The organism is Streptomyces sp. PA03-6a (genome assembly GCF_033792765.1).
Lineage (GTDB): Bacteria > Actinomycetota > Actinomycetes > Streptomycetales > Streptomycetaceae > Actinacidiphila.
Genome location: NZ_JARAVK010000027.1, coordinates 22,568 through 38,803, shown reverse-complemented (window position 1 = coordinate 38,803; position 16,236 = coordinate 22,568). Strand labels below are relative to the sequence as shown.

At 73.3% G+C, this 16,236-nt stretch carries 10 protein-coding genes and 2 tRNA genes; 10 read left to right on the top strand and 2 right to left on the bottom strand.

The window, feature by feature from the left end; all coding sequences use genetic code 11:
• Window positions 1-21: 21 nt before the first annotated feature.
• From gyrB to PV350_RS09575, 7 genes are all read left to right on the top strand, one after another.
• Entirely contained in the window at window positions 22-2,064 is a 2,043-nt protein-coding gene (gene gyrB, locus PV350_RS09605; protein WP_499512884.1) for a DNA topoisomerase (ATP-hydrolyzing) subunit B, read from the top strand.
• A gap of 43 nt (window positions 2,065-2,107) precedes the next feature.
• Window positions 2,108-4,699 carry a DNA gyrase subunit A gene (gene gyrA, locus PV350_RS09600; protein WP_499512883.1) on the top strand — a complete coding sequence of 864 codons (2,592 nt, stop codon included), beginning with the start codon at window positions 2,108-2,110 and terminating at the stop codon, window positions 4,697-4,699.
• A gap of 60 nt (window positions 4,700-4,759) precedes the next feature.
• Window positions 4,760-5,422, top strand: a complete 663-nt coding sequence (locus PV350_RS09595) for a DUF3566 domain-containing protein (protein WP_499516891.1) — start codon at window positions 4,760-4,762, stop codon at window positions 5,420-5,422.
• Between the two features lie 48 nt (window positions 5,423-5,470).
• Window positions 5,471-5,544 (top strand) — tRNA-Ile (locus PV350_RS09590).
• Window positions 5,545-5,699: 155 nt separating this feature from the next.
• Window positions 5,700-5,840 carry a DLW-39 family protein gene (locus PV350_RS09585; RefSeq protein WP_018559211.1) on the top strand — a complete coding sequence of 47 codons (141 nt, stop codon included), beginning with the start codon at window positions 5,700-5,702 and terminating at the stop codon, window positions 5,838-5,840.
• Window positions 5,841-6,032: 192 nt separating this feature from the next.
• Window positions 6,033-7,916 (top strand): vWA domain-containing protein, encoded by a 1,884-nt coding sequence (locus tag PV350_RS09580; RefSeq protein WP_500333371.1) that lies wholly within the window; start codon window positions 6,033-6,035, stop codon window positions 7,914-7,916.
• Window positions 7,913-9,151 (top strand): hypothetical protein, encoded by a 1,239-nt coding sequence (locus tag PV350_RS09575; RefSeq protein WP_500333370.1) that lies wholly within the window; start codon window positions 7,913-7,915, stop codon window positions 9,149-9,151. Before PV350_RS09580 ends, PV350_RS09575 begins: the two co-directional genes overlap by 4 nt.
• On the opposite strand, the gene PV350_RS09570 is transcribed toward PV350_RS09575, so the two are convergent.
• Window positions 9,137-10,375 carry a serine/threonine-protein kinase gene (locus tag PV350_RS09570; protein ID WP_499512880.1) on the bottom strand — a complete coding sequence of 413 codons (1,239 nt, stop codon included), beginning with the start codon at window positions 10,373-10,375 and terminating at the stop codon, window positions 9,137-9,139. The genes PV350_RS09575 and PV350_RS09570 overlap by 15 nt on opposite strands.
• Window positions 10,368-10,934, bottom strand: a complete 567-nt coding sequence (locus PV350_RS09565; RefSeq protein ID WP_499512879.1) for a helix-turn-helix domain-containing protein — start codon at window positions 10,932-10,934, stop codon at window positions 10,368-10,370. Before PV350_RS09565 ends, PV350_RS09570 begins: the two co-directional genes overlap by 8 nt.
• Window positions 10,935-11,045: 111 nt before the next feature.
• Between PV350_RS09565 and PV350_RS09560 the strand changes: the two genes are divergently transcribed.
• The 3 genes from PV350_RS09560 to PV350_RS09550 all read left to right on the top strand — a co-directional run bounded on the left by PV350_RS09560 (window position 11,046) and on the right by PV350_RS09550 (window position 16,226).
• Window positions 11,046-11,118: transfer RNA gene (locus PV350_RS09560), tRNA-Ala, on the top strand.
• 97 nt (window positions 11,119-11,215) lie between these two features.
• Window positions 11,216-14,554 carry an AfsR/SARP family transcriptional regulator gene (locus tag PV350_RS09555; RefSeq protein WP_500333369.1) on the top strand — a complete coding sequence of 1,113 codons (3,339 nt, stop codon included), beginning with the start codon at window positions 11,216-11,218 and terminating at the stop codon, window positions 14,552-14,554.
• Window positions 14,555-14,624: 70 nt separating this feature from the next.
• Window positions 14,625-16,226 carry an MFS transporter gene (locus PV350_RS09550; protein ID WP_499512877.1) on the top strand — a complete coding sequence of 534 codons (1,602 nt, stop codon included), beginning with the start codon at window positions 14,625-14,627 and terminating at the stop codon, window positions 16,224-16,226.
• Window positions 16,227-16,236 lie beyond the last annotated feature (10 nt).

The window sequence follows — 16,236 nt, the reverse complement described above, 5'->3', positions numbered from 1 at the left end:
CCGCGCCGCGGGACCCCGCTCATGCTGTGCCAGAAAGGGCGCTTCGTGGCCGATTCCGGCAACCCCAACGAGATCAATACGTCCGCAGCTGACGGCTCCGCCGCGCCCGCCACCGGCGGGGCGTACGACGCCAGCGCGATCACCGTCCTTGAGGGCCTGGACGCGGTTCGCAAGCGCCCGGGCATGTACATCGGCTCGACGGGCGAGCGCGGCCTGCACCACCTGGTGTACGAGGTCGTCGACAACTCCGTCGACGAGGCACTGGCCGGTCACGCGGACACCATCAACGTCACGATCCTCCCCGACGGCGGCGTGCGCGTGGTCGACAACGGCCGCGGCATCCCTGTGGACATCGTCCCGTCCGAGGGAAAGCCCGCCGTCGAGGTCGTGCTCACGGTGCTGCACGCGGGCGGCAAGTTCGGCGGCGGCGGCTACGCCGTCTCCGGCGGTCTGCACGGCGTCGGCGTCTCGGTCGTGAACGCGCTGTCGAACAAGGTCGCTGTCGAGGTCAAGCGTGAGGGCTTCCGCTGGACCCAGGACTACAAGCTCGGTGTGCCCACCGCCCCGCTGCAGAAGAACGAGCCGGTCGCGGAGACCGGCACCACCGTGACCTTCTGGGCCGACGGTGACATCTTCGAGACCACCGAGTACTCCTTCGAGACGCTGTCGCGGCGCTTCCAGGAGATGGCCTTCCTCAACAAGGGCCTGACCATCTCGCTGACCGACGAGCGTCCCGAGCACGCGGACGTGGAGAACGAGGGCCAGCCGCGTTCGGTCGCGTACCACTACGAGGGCGGCATCGTCGACTTCGTGAAGTACCTGAACTCGCGCAAGGGCGAGCCGGTCCACCCGTCGGTGATCGACATCGACGCGGAGGACAAGGAGCGGATGCTCTCCGTCGAGGTCGCGATGCAGTGGAACACCCAGTACAGCGAGGGTGTCTACAGCTTCGCCAACACCATCCACACCCACGAGGGCGGCACCCACGAGGAGGGCTTCCGCGCCGCGCTGACCACGCTGGTCAACAAGTACGCGCGCGAGAAGAAGCTGCTCCGCGAGAAGGACGACAACCTCACCGGTGAGGACATCCGCGAGGGTCTGACCGCGATCATCTCGGTCAAGCTGGGCGAGCCGCAGTTCGAGGGCCAGACGAAGACCAAGCTCGGCAACACCGAGGCGAAGACCTTCGTCCAGAAGGTCGTGCACGAGCACCTGACGGACTGGCTGGACCGCAACCCCAACGAGGCCTCGGACATCATCCGCAAGTCCATCCAGGCGGCCACCGCCCGCGTCGCGGCCCGCAAGGCGCGCGACCTGACGCGTCGCAAGGGCCTGCTGGAGACGGCGTCGCTGCCGGGCAAGCTGAGCGACTGCCAGTCCAACGACCCCGCCAAGTGCGAGATCTTCATCGTCGAGGGTGACTCCGCCGGCGGCTCGGCCAAGTCCGGCCGCAACCCGCAGTACCAGGCGATCCTCCCGATCCGCGGCAAGATCCTGAACGTGGAGAAGGCGCGGATCGACAAGATCCTGCAGAACACCGAGATCCAGGCGCTGATCTCGGCCTTCGGCACCGGTGTGCACGAGGACTTCGACATCTCGAAGCTGCGCTATCACAAGATCATCCTGATGGCGGACGCCGACGTGGACGGCCAGCACATCAACACCCTGCTGCTGACCTTCCTCTTCCGCTTCATGCGGCCGCTGGTCGAGGCGGGCCACGTGTACCTCTCCCGTCCCCCGCTCTACAAGATCAAGTGGGGCCGGGACGACTTCGAGTACGCGTACTCCGACTCCGAGCGCGACGCCCTGATCGAGCTGGGCCGCCAGAACGGCAAGCGCGTGCGCGAGGACTCGATTCAGCGCTTCAAGGGCCTCGGCGAGATGAACGCCGAGGAACTGCGGGTCACCACGATGGACGTCGACCACCGTGTGCTCGGCCAGGTCACCCTGGACGACGCGGCCCTCGCCGACGACCTGTTCTCGGTGCTGATGGGCGAGGACGTCGAGGCCCGGCGCTCCTTCATCCAGCGCAACGCCAAGGATGTCCGCTTCCTCGACATCTGAGTCGGCCCCCATCAGCCGCCGCCCGAAAGGACTTTGACCAGCAATGGCCGACGAGAACACCCCTGTCACGCCCGGCACCCCGCAGGACGCCGCGGGCGCCGCCGAGGCGGACACCACGACGCGGATCGAGGCCGTGGGCCTCGAGACGGAGATGCAGCGCAGTTACCTCGACTACGCGATGTCCGTCATCGTGTCGCGCGCGCTGCCCGACGTCCGGGACGGCCTCAAGCCCGTCCACCGCCGCGTGCTGTACGCGATGTACGACGGCGGCTACCGCCCGGAGCGCGGCTTCTACAAGTGCGCCCGTGTCGTCGGCGACGTCATGGGTACCTACCACCCGCACGGCGACTCCTCGATCTACGACGCGCTGGTGCGCCTGGCCCAGCCGTGGTCGATGCGCATGCCGCTGGTCGACAGCAACGGCAACTTCGGTTCCCCGGGCAACGACCCGGCCGCCGCCATGCGGTACACCGAGTGCAAGATGGCGCCGCTGTCCATGGAGATGGTCCGGGACATCGACGAGGACACCGTCGACTTCCAGGACAACTACGACGGCCGCAACCAGGAGCCGACGGTCCTGCCGTCGCGCTTCCCCAACCTGCTGATCAACGGCTCCGCCGGCATCGCGGTCGGCATGGCGACCAACATCCCGCCGCACAACCTGCGCGAGGTCGCCGAGGGCGCCCAGTGGTACCTGGCCAACCCGGAGGCGTCCAACGAGGAGCTGCTCGAAGCCCTCATCGAGCGCATCAAGGGTCCCGACTTCCCGACCGGCGCCCTGGTGGTGGGCCGCAAGGGCATCGAGGAGGCGTACCGCACCGGCCGCGGCTCCATCACGATGCGCGCGGTCGTCGAGGTCGAGGAGATCCAGGGCCGGCAGTGCCTGGTCGTCACCGAGCTGCCGTACCAGGTCAACCCGGACAACCTGGCGCAGAAGATCGCCGACCTGGTGAAGGACGGCCGGGTGGGCGGCATCGCCGACGTCCGCGACGAGACCTCCTCGCGCACCGGACAGCGCCTGGTGATCGTGCTCAAGCGCGACGCCGTCGCCAAGGTGGTGCTGAACAACCTCTACAAGCACACCGACCTGCAGACGAACTTCGGCGCCAACATGCTGGCGCTGGTGGACGGCGTGCCGCGCACGCTCTCGCTGGACCAGTTCATCAAGCAGTGGGTGACCCACCAGATCGAGGTCATCGTCCGCCGGACGCGGTTCCGGCTGCGCAAGGCCGAGGAGCGCGCCCACATCCTGCGCGGTCTGCTGAAGGCCCTGGACGCGATCGACGAGGTCATCGCCCTGATCCGGCGCAGCGCGACCGTGGACGTGGCGCGTGAAGGCCTGATGGGCCTGCTGGAGATCGACGAGATCCAGGCCAACGCGATCCTGGAGATGCAGCTGCGCCGCCTTGCGGCCCTGGAGCGGCAGAAGATCGTCCAGGAGCACGACGAGCTCCAGGCGAAGATCAACGAGTACAACCGCATCCTGGCCTCGCCCGAGCTGCAGCGCGGCATCATCAGCACGGAGCTGACGGCGATCGTCGAGAAGTTCGGCGACGACCGGCGCTCGGCCCTGGTGCCCTTCGACGGCGACATGTCCATCGAGGACCTGATCGCCGAGGAGGACATCGTCGTCACGATCACCCGCGGCGGCTACGTCAAGCGCACCAAGACCGACGACTACCGCTCGCAGAAGCGCGGCGGCAAGGGCGTGCGCGGCACGAAGCTGCGGGAAGACGACATCGTCGACCACTTCTTCGTCACCACCACCCACCACTGGCTGCTGTTCTTCACCAACAAGGGCCGGGTCTACCGCGCCAAGGCGTACGAGCTGCCGGACGCCGGCCGCGACGCCCGCGGGCAGCACGTGGCGAACCTGCTGGCCTTCCAGCCGGACGAGCAGATCGCCCAGGTGCTGGCCATCCGCGACTACAACGCGGCGCCCTACCTGGTGCTCGCCACCCGGTCGGGCCTGGTGAAGAAGACCTCGCTGAAGGACTACGACTCCCCCCGCTCGGGCGGTGTCATCGCGATCAACCTGCGGGAGACCGAGGACGGCAGCGAGGACCTGCTGATCGGTGCCGAGCTGGTCGGACCGGCCGATGACCTGCTGCTGGTCAGCCGCAAGGCGCAGTCCATCCGGTTCACCGCGACGGACGAGTCGCTGCGGCCGATGGGCCGTGCGACCTCGGGCGTGAAGGGCATGAGCTTCCGCGAAGGGGACGAACTGCTCTCGATGAATGTCGTGCGACCGGGTACGTTCGTCTTCACCGCCACCGATGGCGGGTACGCCAAGCGCACCAGTGTGGACGAGTACCGGGTCCAGGGGCGCGGCGGACTCGGCATCAAGGCGGCCAAGATCGTCGAGGACCGGGGTTCCCTGGTCGGGGCGCTGGTGGTGGAGGAGACCGACGAGATCCTCGCCATCACCCTCGGCGGCGGTGTGATCCGCACCCGTGTCAACGAGATCAGGGAAACCGGGCGTGACACCATGGGCGTCCAACTGATCAACCTCGGTAAAAAGGATGCAGTCGTGGGCGTCGCCCGCAATGCCGAGGCGGGGGCGGAGGCCGAAGAGGTCGTCGCCGCCGAAGAGGCCGAGGGCGAGCAGCCCCTGGCCGCCGAGTCGGAGGAGTAGAAAGCCGTGAGTGGAGCCGAGGGCGCCGCGGGTGGGACGGGCGCGGACGGAGGGCAGCCGATGCCGGCCGCCGTTCCGGACGCGATCGGCGGTGCCCCTGGCCCACGTACGGACAACGGCCCGCACCAGGGGGGAATCACCGTGACCGACACCCGTCCAGCGCAGCACCAGCACGCTGTGCACCAGCAGACCTACGGCGGTGTACCCGCCGGCCCGGTCGCCGAGCAGCCGCAGCAGGCGCCGCAGCTGCCCCAGGACCCGCACCAGCCGCCCCAGGCGTACGCGCCCCCGGCCGGGCCCCCCGCGACCGCGGGCGTCCGCCAGCCGCGTCCGGCGGCCCGTACCGTCCCGCGCACGCGCAAGGCGCGGCTGCGGGTGGCGAAGGCCGACCCGTGGTCGGTGATGAAGGTCAGCTTCCTGCTCTCCATCGCGCTGGGCATCTGCACGGTCATCGCGGTCGCGGTGCTGTGGATGGTGATGGACGCCATCGGCGTCTTCACCACGGTCGGCGGCACGCTCAGCGAGGCCACGTCGTCCGGCTCGGACGGCGGGTTCGACCTGGTGTCGTTCCTGTCGCTGTCGCGCGTGCTGACCTTCACGGCGGTCATCGCCGTTATCGACGTCGTGCTGGCCACGGCGCTGGCGACGCTGGGCGCCTTCATCTACAACATGTCGGCCGGCATGGTGGGCGGGATCGAGCTGACTCTGGCGGAGGACGAGTAACCGATTTTGGGCCACGGCCCCGGGTGCGCTAATCTTTCAACGCAGCGCGGGGCTATAGCTCAGACGGTTAGAGCGCTTCCCTGATAAGGAAGAGGCCACAGGTTCAAGTCCTGTTAGCCCCACCGCGTGAACGGCCCGTACGGATCATCCGTACGGGCCGTTTCCTTGTCCGCGGCCGCGCAGTTGGTTCCGGTGGCAGGTCACCGTTCGATATCGACCGGTGTGTATAGTCGGGCCCGTCGGAAGACCCCCAACGCAAGAAGGACGAGGTCGCGCGGTGAAGAAGTTTCTCCTGGTCGCACTGGCCGCCATCGGCGGTCTCCTCGTGTACCGCCAGATCCAGGCGGACCGCGCCGAGCAGGACCTGTGGACGGAGGCCACGGACTCCGTTCCGGCGGGTTCCGGCGCGAGCGTCTGAGACGGCACAGCCCGGACGAAGGATTCCCGAGGCCCCGATCACGATGTGGTCGGGGCCTCGTCATGTCCGCCCGCGGTCGCCCGGCCGTTGTTGTCCGGGCGTTGTTGCCCGACCGTGATGCGATCCGCTTGTATTTGCTGTCGCAAATCAATAGCTTCGCTGAGGCCGACGATGTGCGAGGGGGAACAGCACATGCGACGAGGGAAGGCGCTGCCGTGCGGGCCCGTGGAGCCGCTGTGGGCGGCTGCGTGCGGGCTGCTGGTACTGGCCGCCCTGCTGGGCCCGGCCGGGACGGCCCGGGCCCGGGCCGTGGACGACGGCGACGGGCTGGTCATGGTGCTGGACTCCTCCGGCTCCATGGCGGGCGCCCGCATGACGGCGGCCAGGAAGGCCGTCGGCGCCGTCGTGGACGCGCTGCCGGACGGCTACCCGACGGGACTGCGGGTCTACGGTGCGGGCAAGCAGCACGGCTGCGACGACACCCGTCTGCTGGAGCCCGTGCGGCCGCTGGACCGGGACGCCCTGAAGCAGGCCGTTGCCGGGGTGCGGCCCCAGGGGGACACCCCCATCGGGCTGTCGCTGCAGAAGGCGGCCGCCGACCTGCCCCAGGGCGGGCGGCGCACGATCGTGCTGGTCTCCGACGGCGAGGACACCTGCGGGGCGCCCGAGCCCTGCGAGGTGGCGGCACGGCTGGCCGGGCAGGGCGTGGACCTGCGGATCGACACCATCGGCTTCCAGGTGCGCGGCGGTGCCCGCGAGCAGCTGGAGTGCATCGCCGAGGCGGGTCACGGCAGCTACCGGGAGGCCCCCGACGCCGCCTCGCTCGTACGGCAGCTGACGCGGGCCTCCCGGCTGAGCGCGGACGCGTACCGCCTCCAGGGCCGACGGGTGGACGGCGGGACGAGCGCCACCGGTGCGCCCGGGCTGTCCCCCGGCCCGTACGTCGACGACATCGGGCCCGGCGAGACCCGCTGGTACGCGATGACGCTGGACGCGGCTTCCACAGCAGACCTGGCGGTGACCGCGGTGCCGCGGCCGGGGGTGAAGGCCGCGTACGGGGACGGCGTCGAGCTGCGGCTGGCGGCCACCGGCAGGTACCCCCTCACCTGCGGCTCGGACACCGCGCACTTCGGGCAGGACGAGGGCGCGATGGTGATCGGCGGCGCCGTCAGCCGGATTCCCAGTGACGACCACGACGGCGCCTGCGACGGGGCGGGGCGCTACGTGCTCTCCGTGCACCGCACCAGCGCCGCCGGCTCCGACCGCGCCCGCTGGCCCCTGGAGCTGCGGTACGGCTCCGAGCGGCCGTTCCCGGCGGGTGCCACCCCGGCACCGGCCGCGACCCGTTACGGGGACCCGCCGGCGGCTCTGACGGGCGCACCGCGGGACGTCGAGGGCGGCACGGGGTTCAACGACGCGCGCCGGCTCGGCAGGGGCATCTGGCGGGACACGCTGCTGCCCGGTCAGACGCGCTTCTACAAGGTGCGGGTCGGCTGGGGACAGCGGCTGACGTACACCGCCGACTTCGCCAACGAACCGCTGCTGAAGGGTGGTTCCACGGCCTCGTCCTTCGTGGCGACGGCCGCGTACGGGCCGGGACGGCAGCCGCTGGGCGACGCCTCCGGGGCCTCGCAACGCCGCGGCTACTACGGGCGCCCGCTGTCGGTGGGGCTCGGCACGGTACCCGTGACCTGGACCAACCGCTGGGTCGCCGGCGGAAGCGCCCGGGGCGCCCGCACGGCGGGCGAGCACTACGTCGCGGTCTCGCTCGGGCCGGGCGCGGCAGGGCTGGCGCGGAACGCGGCGGTGGGGGTCGTCCTGCGGGTGGACGTGACCGGGACGGAACTGGCCGGTCCGGAGTACGACGCGCCCGCGCGCGGCGGCGGTTCGGCCGCCGGCCGGGACGGCGGGGAACGGGCGGTGGCCGGGGACACCACGGCGGCCGCAGCCCCCGCGGACGGCGGGGGCCTCATGACGACGGGCGACGCGATGGCGGCGGCCGCGGGTGGCGCGGTGGCGCTCGCCGGGGTCGGGACGGTGGCCCTGCTGGGCCGCAGGCGGAAGGACGGGGCATGATCCGCAGGGCACTCACATCGGTGGCGGCGGCGCTCGCGCTGCTGGCGGGACCGGCGGGAGCGGCGTACGCCGACCCGGCCGTCCCCTCCTGGCAGCCGCAGGGCGAGGAGGTACGCGGCCGGGCGAGCACCGCGGACGCCCCGCAGCTCAAGCCCGGAGTCCTGTACCGGGACAGCCTGGCGGCGGAAGAGGGCGGCAAGAACTACGCCCTCGACCTGGACGCGGTGCGCTCGGCCTACCTCGCGGTCTTCGCGCTGCCCCGCCCGGGCACCGAGGTCGCGTACGGGGACGGCATCGAGCTGACGCTGACGAGCACCGACGGCACCCGCTGCGACAGCGACCGCCGGACGTTCTCCGCCGACGGGGCGGCACGGCCCATCGGCACCTGGGTCAAGCGGACCATCGGCGAGGACGGGCCGTGCCGGCAGGCGCACGCGTACGTCCTGGAGGTGACCCGCATCTCGCAGGGCACCTCGGACGCCGCGCCCTGGCCGCTGCAGATCCGGTTCACCAACGAGCCGGGGCTCACCGGCGGCGCCACGCCCGGCCCCGCCCTCAGCCCGGGCACGCAGACGCCGGTGCCCGCGAGCGGCACCGCCCGCGGGGCCACCGGCGGCGCGGACTTCGCCCATGCCGGGGCCCTCGGCGCCGGGGTCTGGAAGGACGAGGTGCTGCCCGGGCAGACGCGCTTCTACCGGGTGCCGGTCGGCTGGGGACAACAGGCCTGGGCCGCGGCGGACTTCGCCAACGCGGACGTGACGAAGCCGGGCGGCTACAGCGGCTCCGGTGTGCGCGTGGAGGTCTACAACCCGCGCTGGGCCTTCATCGGCGGCGACACGGCCTCCTACTCGGGGGAACAGACCTCCGTCACCGCCACGACCGGGAAGGTCGCCTACGCCAACCGCTACGAGAGCGGCGACGCGGTGTCGGCGGCCCGTTTCGACGGCTCCTACTACCTGGCGGTGTCGGTGCACCCGGAGGTCGCGGGCTTCGTCGACGGCGCCGTCCCGGTCACGCTGCGGATCAACGTCGAGGGCGCCGCGCAGGCGGGGCCGTCGTACGACGGTGACCCCGGCGAGGACCTGGGCCTCCCCGGGGAGCCCGGCTCCGGCAGCCCGCTGCTGCGCGCCCTGGGCTTCGCGGCCCTGGGCGCCGGCACCGTGCTGCTGCTCTCGCTCGCGGTCTGGACGGTGGCCGCGCGGCGCGCGCCGGCCGCGACCTCAGGAGGACGCTGACAGGGCCCAGAAGCCGAAGGCGAAGCAGAGGGCTGCGACGAGCAGCATCGGCACGACGACCTTGGCGGGAGGGCCGGGCCGGTGCGTCGGCGCCGGTGCGCCGGCCCGGACGGCGGGCACGGCCGGTGCGATCAGCGGCGGCAGAGGCTGGGCGACGGCGGCGCCAGCGACGGCCACCGGGGCACCGGCACCCGCCACGGTGGCCGTGTACGGACGCGTGGGCGCCGGGGTGACCGGCGCTTGCGTCGGCGGTGTGGGCGGCGTCGGAGCCGTCGCGGCGGGCCGCGGGGCCGATGCGGGCGGCGGCAGGCGGAAGCTCCCGGTCTCCTCCACGGACGGCGCCGGGTCCACCGGTCCGTCGGGGGAGAAGCCGGCGGGCAGCGGCCCGATCTGGTCGAAGACCTCGACGGCCTCCTCGTCCTGCTCGGGGTCCGGCAGCAGCTCCACCGCCGCCGCCAGGGCCTTGCGGGCGCCCGCGGCGGTGCGGAAGCGGGCCTCCGGGTCCGGCTGCAGCAGGGTGCCGATCACCTCCCACAGCGGGCCGGGGACGCCCTGCGGGGCCCGGGGCATGCCGTGGATGTACTGGGTGACGATCGCCTCCGCGTCGGGCTTGTTGCCGCCGAGCAGGTAGAGCGCGACCAGCCCGGTCGCGTACAGGTCGGCGGGGAAGTCGGGCTCGGCGCCGAGCAGCTGTTCCGGGGCGAAGTAACCAGGGGTGCCGACGACGTAGTTGGCCGCGGTGAGCCGGGGCTCCCCCTTGCGCATGGCGATGCCGAAGTCCGACAGCCGCAGGTGCGGGCGCCCGGTGCCGGTCGCCTCCATCAGGAGGTTCGCGGGCTTGATGTCCCGGTGCACCACGCCCTCGGCGTGCACGGCCGTCAGGCCGGAGAGCAACTGGTCGAGCAGGCCGCCGACGTAGCGCGCCGGCAGCGGGCCGTAGTCGCCGATGAGGTGCGACAGCGAGCCGCCGCGCACCAGGTCCATGGTGAACAGCACCTTGTCGTCGTCGGCCGCCCAGCTCGTGGGGGCCAGGACGTGCGGGTGGTCGATGCGCAGCGCCTGCTCCCGTACGAAGCGCAGCAGGGCGTGGGCGTCGCTCTGCAGCAGCACCTTGGCCGCCACGTAGCGACCGCGCCGCCGGTCCCAGGCGCGCCACACCGCGCCCACCCCGCCGCGCCCGACCGGATCGACCAGTTCGTACCGGCCCGCGAAGACCTCACCCATGGCGTGCGTCTGCCCCCTGCTTCCGCGCCTCGTAGTCCCGGACCGCCGCGTCGGACGGCCCGGCACCGTACACCCTGAGGAACTCTGCCAGTTGGGGGTGGCGGTGGGCGAGGGAATCGGCCGCTTCGGAGATCTCGGCGGGCGAGGCCACCCCGTGCAGCAGCGAGCGGATCTCGTGGACGACCCTGCGCGCGGGCGGCAGCGGCGTTCCGGTCGCGCTCTGGGTGGTGCCGAGCAGGGGCGAGCCCTCGGAACCGCGGATCTCCTCCATCCGCGGCACGGCGTCCGCCGCGGCCACCGCTCCGCCGGACACCTCCGCGGCGAGCTCCTGCAGCGCCTGGAGCCGCTGTACGACCGCGGGATTGCCGATCTTCGCGCGCTGCCCGCTCATCAACTGGGAGAGCATCGGCGCCGACAGCCCCAGCACCCCCGCCAGCCGCGCCTGGTTCAGCCCCAGGGTCTCCATGAGGCGGCGGAACAGCACGCCCAGCGGCTCGCCGTACCAGGTGCGCTGCATGTCCTGGACGCGGGTGGTGGCGTCCGGCTGCGAGGTGTCCATTGCGGGCTCCTGACGGGGGACCTTTGCGGCCGCGAACTTGCCCGTCATCCTACGGACCCCCGATACTCGGTCGGTGATCCTCTCCGCAGCCGGTACGCTGGTCTGCGGCACGGGGCCTTAGCTCAGTTGGTAGAGCGCCGTCTTTGCATGGCGGATGTCAGGGGTTCGACTCCCCTAGGCTCCACACCGTCCGACCGGGCCGGGAACCTCATGGAGGTCCCGGCCTGTCGTGTTCCCGGGACCCGGTGCCGGCCGCGGACCCGTGCGGCAGAATCGGCGGCGTGCGGTTCGGCATTCTGGGGGAGACGAGAGCGCTGCGGGACGACGGGGGCACCGCCGCCGTCGGAGGCCCGGGCCGGCGGGCGCTGCTGGCGATGCTGCTGCTGGAGGCGGGCCGGATCGTCAGCGCCGAGCGGCTGATCGACGGGCTGTACGGGGACGAGCCGCCGGCCGGGGTCGGCAACGCGCTGCAGTCCCAGGTCTCGCGGCTGCGCGCGGCCGTCGCCGTGCCCATCGAGCGCCATCCGGGCGGCTACCGGCTGGTGGTCACCCCTGACGAGGTGGACGTGCACCGCTTCGAGCGGCTCGCGGCCGAGGGGCGGGAGGCGCTGGCCGCGGGTGAGCCCGGGCGGGCCGCGGGCCTGCTGCGCGGTGCGCTGGAACTGTGGCGGGGCTCGGCCCTGGCGGACGTGGGCGACGCGCCCTTCGCGCGGGCGCAGGTGGCGCGGCTGGAGGAACTGCGGATCGCGGCGGTGGAGGACCGTATCGCGGCCGAGCTGACGCTGGACGCCCGGCACCACCAGGAACTCGTCGCCGAACTGCAGGAACTGGTCACCCGGTACCCGCTGCGGGAACGGCTGCGCGCCCAGTTGATGCGGGCGCTGTACGGCTGCGGCCGCCAGTCCGAGGCGCTGCGGGTGTACGAGGACGCACGGCGTGAACTCGCCGAGTCCCTCGGCGCCGACCCGGGCCCGGAACTGGCGGAGGCGCATCTGGCGGTGCTGCGCGGCGAGCCGGTGCCCGCCCGTACCGCGCCGGCCGCAGTCGCCGGGGGCAGCGAAGGCGTGCCGGATGCCCGGTCTTCGGGTGTTTCACGTGAAACATCGTCCGCCGGGAGTCCGTCCGCGCCGCTCCTCCGGCACGGGCTGCCCGCCCAGCTGACCAGCTTCATCGGCCGTGAGCAGGAGCTGGCACGGATCGGGGAGCGGCTCGGTGACGCCCGGCTGGTCACCCTGATCGGCCCGGGCGGTGCGGGCAAGACCCGTACCGCGGTGGAGGCGGCCGGGCGGCACACGGGGGAGGTTTGCTTCGTGGACCTCTCCGGGCTGACCCACGGCTCCGAGGTGCCGCAGGCGATCGCGGGGGCCCTGGGCCTGCGGGAGGCGGGTCTGCTCCCCGGGGCCGCCGGGCGTGAGACCGGGGGGCCGGAGGGCTCGCCGCTCGCCCGACTCATGGCCGCGCTGACCGACCGGGACGTGCTCCTCGTGCTGGACAACTGCGAGCACCTGATCGCCGACGTCGCCCGCATCACCGCGGAGCTGCTGGCCGCCTGCCCGCGGGTGCGGGTCCTGGCGACCACCCGGGAGGCGCTCGGGGTCAACGGCGAGACGCTCTGCCCGCTCGAACCGCTGCCGCTGCCGGCCCCCGGCGCGCCCGAGGAGGACGTGCTCGGCTCCCCCGCCGTCCGGTTGCTCCTCGAGCGGGCCGCCGCCGTGAGTCCGTCCGGCAGGCTGCCCGACGCCGAGGCCGCCGCCCGGATCTGCCGGGCCCTGGACGGCGTCCCGCTCGCCATCGAGCTGGCCGCCGCCCGGCTGCGGTCGTTGTCCGCCGCCGACGTCGCCGACCGGCTCGGTGACGTGCTCGCGGGGCCCGGTGACCGCTTCCGGTTGCTCTCCCGGGGCAGCCGCACCGCCCAGCCCCGTCAGCGAACCCTGCGCGGGGTCGTGGACTGGAGCTGGGAGCTGCTGCCCGAGGACGAGCGGACCGTGCTGCGCCGCGCCTCCGTCTTCGCCGGAGGCTGGACCCTCCCGGCCGCCGAGGCGATCTGCGCGGGACCCGCGGCCGGCCCGGCGGACGGCGACGCCATCGACGCCGAGGACGTGCTCGACCTGCTCGCCTCCCTCGCCGACAAGTCGCTGGTGGTGGTGGACCGTCCGGAGGGCGACGGCGGCGGTGTGCGCTACCGGCTGCTCCAGACCATCAGGGCGTACGCCGCCGAACGCCTTGCCGAGGCGGGCGAGTCGGAGGCGCTGCGCGGGGCGCACGCCGCGTACTTCCTCGACCTGGCGCTGACCGCCGACCCGCGGCTGCGCCGGGCCGAGCAGCTGGAGTGGCTGCGCCGGCTCGCGGCCGACCACGACAACCTGCACGCCGCGCTGGGCGGTTCGGTGGCCGCGGGCGACACCGCCGTGGCGCTGCGGCTGCTCGCGGCCCTGTGCACGTACTGGATGCTGCGCGGCATGCGCTACGAGGGCGCCCGGCCTGCTAGCGAGTTGCTGGCGGTGACCGGGCCCTGTGCGCCGCCCGGGCTGGCCGAGGAGTACGCGCTGTGCGTGATCACCGCCGCCTCCGTCACCGCGGACCAGGCCGAACTCGCCGTCCACCTGGCGGCCGCCACGGACGTCGTCGCCGGGCTCGGCGGCATGGCCCGCCGCTACCCCGTGCTCAACCTGCTCTGGGCGCCCTTCGCGGGAGTGCCCGACGACGAGACGTACGCCCGGTACGCGGACGGCGCGGCGAGCCTCGTCGAGCCCTGGCAGCGGGCCCTGGTCCACGTCGGCTCGGGGTTCCACGCGTGGATGGTCGGCGGTGACATCGCCGCGGCCGAGACGGAGTTCGACCGGGCCCTCGCCGGGTTCCGCGCCCTGGGCGACCGCTGGGGGGCCACCATGGCCCTCACGCAGCTGGCCTGGCTGTCCGGGGCCCGCGGTGACGTGGCGCGGGCCGTGGGGCTGATCGACGAGGCCCTCGGCCACGCCGCCGAGCTGGGCGCCACCGAGAGCGTCGCCGAGCTGCTCGGCGAACGCGGCAGGTGCGGCCTGCGGGCGGGACGGTACGAGCAGGCCCGGGCCGACTTCACGCGCGGGCTGGAGCTCGCCCGCGGCTGCGGCGCCCGGGAGATGTTCGCCGGGGCCCACCTGGGCCTCGGCGAGTGCGCCCGGCTGACCGGCGACCCCGCCGAGGCGCGGCGGCTGTCGGGGCTGGCCCTGTCCGAGTCCCTGGACGGCTGGTACACCGGCGAGAGCGCCCGTGCCGAGGCGCACATCGCCCTCGGCAGGATCGCCCAGGAGGAGGGCGACACCGCCCTCGCCCGCGGGCACTTGCGCGAGGCCGCGGGTGTGGAGCACGGGGCCCGCGACCTGCCGCTGGCGGCGAACCTCGCCGACGCCTTCGCCGGCCTCGCGCTTGCCGAGGGCGACCCCGCACGGGCCGCGGAACTGCTGGGCGTGGCAAGTGCGCTGCGCGGCACCGAGGTGCCGGCCGGTCCCGACGCCGCCCGCACCGAGGGCGCCGCACGGGCCGCCCTCGGCGATCCGGCCCACCAGGAGGCGTACGCGCGCGGTGCGGGCCTCCCCGCCGACCGGGCGCTGCGGGCACTGACCGGGCTGACCGCACGCTGACCGGGCCCGGGCGGCCGCCGGTCAGCGCACGGTGCGCGGCCGGTCAGCGCCCGCGCGCACCGTGTCGGTCATGACGAATCCCGCACGCAAACATGACGCCGCGGCCGTGACGCCCGCGGCCCCCACCCGCCACCGCTGGGCCGCACTAGCGGTCTGCTGCCTGGCCGCCATGCTCCTCGGGATCGACAACAGCGTGCTCAACTACGCGATCCCGTCGCTGCTGAAGGACATGGGCCCGTCCGGCACCGAGATCCTGTGGATCTCCGACGTCTACGGCTTCGCCATGGGCGGCCTGCTGGTCGTCATGGGCAACCTCGGCGACCGGCTCGGCCGCAAGCGGATGATGCTGCTGGGTGCCGCCGCCTTCGGCGTGGCCTCGCTGCTCACCGCCTACGCACCGACCCCCGGGGCGCTGATCGCCGGCCGCGCGCTGCTCGGCGTCGCCGGGGCGGCGATGGTGCCCTCGACGCTCTCCGTCGTACGCCACGCCTTCACCGACCCCAAGGAGCGCACCACGGCGATCGGGATCAGCAGCGGCATCGCCGCCGCGAGCTTCGCGCTCGGCCCTGTGGTGGGCGGTCTGCTGCTGGACCACTTCTGGTGGGGCTCGGTCTTCCTGATCAACGTCCCGCTCATGGCGGTCGTCCTCGTGGCCGGCGCCCTGGTCCTGCCGGAGTCCCGCAACCCGCGGCCGGGACGGCTGGACTGGATCGGCGTGCCGCTGTCGGTCGTCGGTGTCGTGGGCGCCATCTACGCCGTCAAGGAGGGCTTCCGGGACGGCGTGGACCATGCGCCGGTGTGGATCGCCGCGGCGATCGGGACGGCGGCCCTGGTCCTGTTCGCCCGCCGCCAGGTCCGGGTCGAGGAGCCCCTGATCGACCTGCGTCTGTTCCGCAACCCCGCCTTCAGCGGCGCCGTCGGCGCCAACCTGGTCATGATCTTCGCCTCGTCCACACTGTCGCTCGCCTTCTCCCTGTACTTCCAGGTCGTCCGCGGTTGGTCGCCCTTCACCGCGGGGCTGGCCCTGCTCCCCGGCCCGCTGGCCGCGGCCTTCGCCGCTCCGCCGGCCACCGCGCTGATCCCGCGGCTCGGCCGGGCGCGGGTGGTGGCCCTCGGCCTGGTGCTGCTGGCCGCGAGCACCGCGGTGCTCGGCCGGCTCTCCACGCCCGGGACGCCGTACTGGGAGCTGCTGGCGCCGCTGGTCGCCAACGGCGCGGGCATCATCCTGATCGTCTCGGTCACCAACGACACGATCCTCGCGAGTGCCCCCAAGGAGCGGACGGGCGCGGCCGCCGCCGTCTCGGAGACCGCCATGGAGATGGGCGGTTCGCTGGGCATCGCGGTCCTCGGCTCGCTGCTCGGCGCGGTCTACCGTGACGCCCTCGCCCTGCCCGCGGGACTGCCCGCGGGCGCCGCGGACGCCGCCCGCGAGTCGGTGGGCGGGGCCGCCGAGGCGGCCGCCCGGGTGCCGGGGGCGGACGGGGCCGCGCTGCTGGCGGCCGCGAAGGACGCCTTCTGCCACAGCGTCCAGGTCACCACCGTGGTGGGGGCGGCGCTGCTCGCCGTCGGCGCCGTCGTGGCGCTGTACGCCCTGCGCGGGGTGCCCGCGCAGATCGCCGACCCGGAGGCCGAGGAGGAGGTCCTGCCGCTGCCCGCGCCTTCCGGACGGTGACGGGTGCGTA

Coding starts and splice junctions, on each gene's coding strand:
- gyrB (WP_499512884.1), top strand. CDS start 22: ATGCTGTGCCAGAAAGGGCGCTTCGTGGCCGATTCCGGCAACCCCAAC.
- PV350_RS09575 (WP_500333370.1), top strand. CDS start 7,913: ATGATCCGCAGGGCACTCACATCGGTGGCGGCGGCGCTCGCGCTGCTG.
- gyrA (WP_499512883.1), top strand. CDS start 2,108: ATGGCCGACGAGAACACCCCTGTCACGCCCGGCACCCCGCAGGACGCC.
- PV350_RS09595 (WP_499516891.1), top strand. CDS start 4,760: ATGCCGGCCGCCGTTCCGGACGCGATCGGCGGTGCCCCTGGCCCACGT.
- PV350_RS09565 (WP_499512879.1), bottom strand. CDS start 10,934: ATGGACACCTCGCAGCCGGACGCCACCACCCGCGTCCAGGACATGCAG.
- PV350_RS09580 (WP_500333371.1), top strand. CDS start 6,033: ATGCGACGAGGGAAGGCGCTGCCGTGCGGGCCCGTGGAGCCGCTGTGG.
- PV350_RS09550 (WP_499512877.1), top strand. CDS start 14,625: ATGACGAATCCCGCACGCAAACATGACGCCGCGGCCGTGACGCCCGCG.
- PV350_RS09570 (WP_499512880.1), bottom strand. CDS start 10,375: ATGGGTGAGGTCTTCGCGGGCCGGTACGAACTGGTCGATCCGGTCGGG.